3 protein-coding genes and 2 pseudogenes are annotated in these 2,911 nt (G+C 58.0%); all 5 read right to left on the bottom strand.

All coding sequences use genetic code 11. The annotated features are described in order from the left end of the window. A pseudogene (locus FHP89_RS20080) lies at positions 1–249 on the bottom strand (stress response kinase A); the annotation flags it as partial. A 351-nt stretch (positions 250–600) separates the two neighbouring features. Next, positions 601–873, bottom strand: coding sequence for a hypothetical protein (locus tag FHP89_RS21390; protein WP_391525991.1), 273 nt, complete (start codon positions 871–873; stop codon positions 601–603). Next, the gene (locus FHP89_RS20070; RefSeq protein WP_186300432.1) at positions 861–1,643 is read right to left on the bottom strand and encodes an autotransporter outer membrane beta-barrel domain-containing protein; all 783 of its coding nucleotides are present in this window, start codon (positions 1,641–1,643) and stop codon (positions 861–863) included. Before FHP89_RS20070 ends, FHP89_RS21390 begins: the two co-directional genes overlap by 13 nt. Positions 1,644–1,783: 140 nt before the next feature. Further along, positions 1,784–2,302: a hypothetical protein gene (locus FHP89_RS20065; protein ID WP_144180207.1), complete on the bottom strand. Its 519-nt coding sequence runs from the start codon at positions 2,300–2,302 to the stop codon at positions 1,784–1,786. A gap of 395 nt (positions 2,303–2,697) precedes the next feature. Then, positions 2,698–2,911: pseudogene (locus tag FHP89_RS20060) on the bottom strand (hypothetical protein); the annotation flags it as partial.

Here is a 2,911-nt window from a genome sequence, read left to right as displayed (position 1 = left end):
GCTGTCGAACCAGCTGAAGGCGTGGGGGAAGGCGGGGTCGTGCCAGCGTTGGGCGATCCAGGCGGCGTAGTGGATGAGGCGCAGGGTGCGCAGGGCTTCGGCGAGGTGGCGTTCGGCGGGGTTGAAGTCGTGGAACTGGCGGTAGCCTTCGAGCACGACGTCGAACTGCCGGCGCTGCTGGTCGGGCTCGCCGGAGAGCAGCATCCACAGGTCTTGCATGGCGGGGCCGCTGCGGGCGTCGTCGAAGTCGACGCAGAGCCTACGGGGTCAGGTCTTGAATTACGACATTTATTGCATTTCAAGACCTGACCCCGACGGTGACCCCGATGCTGATGTTGCCGTCGCAATGTCGGATAAGACTTTTAGCACGTCACTTCTCCTCGCTTTTGCCAGCTTGCCGAAACGCTCAACACGGGCCGCAAAAAAGCCGACGCCAGCCCGTCCACACCCCCGCCAGATATCCACAGAGATTAAACCCGACCGCCCCGTAAACGGCAAGCGCCACCCACAAGGGATGCCTACATCCCCTTAGGGTGGCGCACCAGCCAACAGTCATCCGGGATCAGGTCTTGAAACCCAGCATGTCTGACCCGACCAGCGTTACCCCGCCTGAATCAGCGGCGGCTCGTCCATCAATGCGATCTGTTCGCGCAGATTCAGGATGTGGTCTTGCCAGTATCGCGGGCTGTCGAACCAGCTGAAGGCGTGGGGGAAGGCGGGGTCGTGCCAGCGTTGGGCGATCCAGGCGGCGTAGTGGATGAGGCGCAGGGTGCGCAGAGGCGAAAAATAGGGGACAGACCACGGTTTTTGTCGAAGGCACGTCGCTCTTGGCGCGCGGAGAAAAACCGTGGTCTTTTTACTTAGAACAACCACTGCACCGTAACAGTCCCTGCATAGCTGCTGCGGGCAGTGGCTTGCTCGGTATCAAGCTGTAGGCCAATAGCGCGGCCGTTGGCTTGTTGATAGATGAGGCCAACACCAAAAAGGTAGCTATCGGCAGCCAGCTTTTGCCCTGGCGTGACGAAACTGCTACCGCCGCCGATGAAAGCCGCTGTCGTATCGGTACCGTCACGGTCAAATTGATGTACCCAGCGTGCGTGTGCGGACGGATACAGCGTCGCCCCATTATCCATATCAATGGCCATTTCCAGGCGCGCGCCAAGGTGGCTGGCAGTGCGCAGTGCATGCTCACCTTTTACTCGGAGAGACAGGGCGCCAGCCCCTTGTTCGGTGTAGCTGTCCAGCGTTAGACGACTCCACTCTAAGCCCGCAAGCGGGGTGAGGGTCAGCTGCCGACCCAGGGCAATGGGGTAACCGGCCTCGACTTTGGCCAGCAGTTGAGCACCGTCAAAGTTGCCTTTCGCTACACCAGCCACCGAAGTGTCACGTTTGGTTTCGTATTGTTGCTGGGCATAGCCGAGCATGCCGTCGACATACCACGCGCCAAAGTCGCGGCCGGCATAGGCAGTGAACTGGTAAGTGTCGATATCACTGCTGTCTCCGTTGCGGTAGTCCTGCTGGCTTAAGTCGGTGTGACCGTAGCTAAAGGCGCCACCTGCTATCCACTCGTTGCTCAGTCGGGCGTCTGCGCCAATCGTCAGGCCGCTGGTGTTGGCTTCAAAGCCGGAGTAGCTGGCACGCAAGTCTAAAAAATAGGGGACAGACCACGGTTTTTGTCGAAGGCACGTCGCTCTTGGAGCGCGTGAGAAAAACCGTGGTCTGTCCCCTATTTTTTATTTTTTAAGCGAAGAGGCGATGTTGAATAACTGGGGCTGCATGAGGCTTAATTGCTTCGGTCAATCATTACTTCTGCATAGAAGTGCACGCTGTCTTCGCTTCCGTTCTCCAGATATTTCTCGACCTTGCCGAGTGGAAAGGTCAGACCTGCCTTTCCATCATGCAGGACTGACGCCGTAGCTATGGTCTTTGGCATGCCATCGAAAAGCTTAGGAGCGATGAGTGCCGCATCGTCGTGCCCGATCCACTGCCACAGAACGGATTTGCTGTTCCTGCGAATGACTTCGCCTATGTAGGCGCCGGTTCGCAAGACCACGCGGTTCCACGTTTTTTCAACTTCGGGCTCTTTGCGAATCCTCTCAAGGTACTCGTCAACGTGCTTCAGACTCGCCAACGAAAAGTCGAGCTTTAGTGGGTTGAGGTAATGAGCCCCATAGGTTGGAGTGCTTCTCTCCTGAAAGAACATTAAGGCCAAGTCCGAAAGTGCTTCGTTCTGATTTGTGGTCGCCATGGCGTTGCGATAAAGCGCAAGGAGAGGAAGGACAGCGAATGTTCGACGGTTCATATGGAGAGGCCCAACTGTTAAGTAGACGACAAAACGGCGTGTACACGATTTATGCGACAGGCGGATAGTCCGGTCTTTCTTTGTAAGCCATTGAATTTATTAAGCCGGTTCGCCGTGCCTGTCGTCAGAGCGTCGGATAACACTTTTAGCACGTCACCTCTCCTCGCTTTCACCCGCTTGCCGAAACACTCAACAGAAGCCCAAAAAAGGCCCCGACGCCAGCCCGCTCGCATTCCACTCGAGATATCCACAGAGATTAAACCCGACCGCCCCGTAAACGGCAAGCGCCACCCACAAGGGATTCCTGCATCCCCTTCGGGTGGCGCGCCAGCCAACAGTCATCCGGGATCAAGTCTTGAAACCCAACATGCTTGGCTCCGCCAGCGCTACCCCGCCTACACCAGCGGCGGCTCGTCCATCAATGCGATCTGTTCGCGCAGGTTGAGGATGTGGTCTTGCCAGTAGCGGGGGCTGTCGAACCAGCTGAAGGCGTGGGGGAAGGCGGGGTCGTGCCAGCGTTGGGCGATCCAGGCGGCGTAGTGGATGAGGCGCAGGGTGCGCAGGGCTTCGGCGAGGTGGCGTTCGGCGGGGTTGAAGTCGTGGAACTGG

Source organism: Denitromonas ohlonensis (assembly GCF_007625205.1).
Lineage (GTDB): Bacteria > Pseudomonadota > Gammaproteobacteria > Burkholderiales > Rhodocyclaceae > Nitrogeniibacter > Nitrogeniibacter ohlonensis.
Note: the sequence above shows the minus strand (reverse complement) of the source record. Positions and strands in the feature narration are given on the sequence as shown.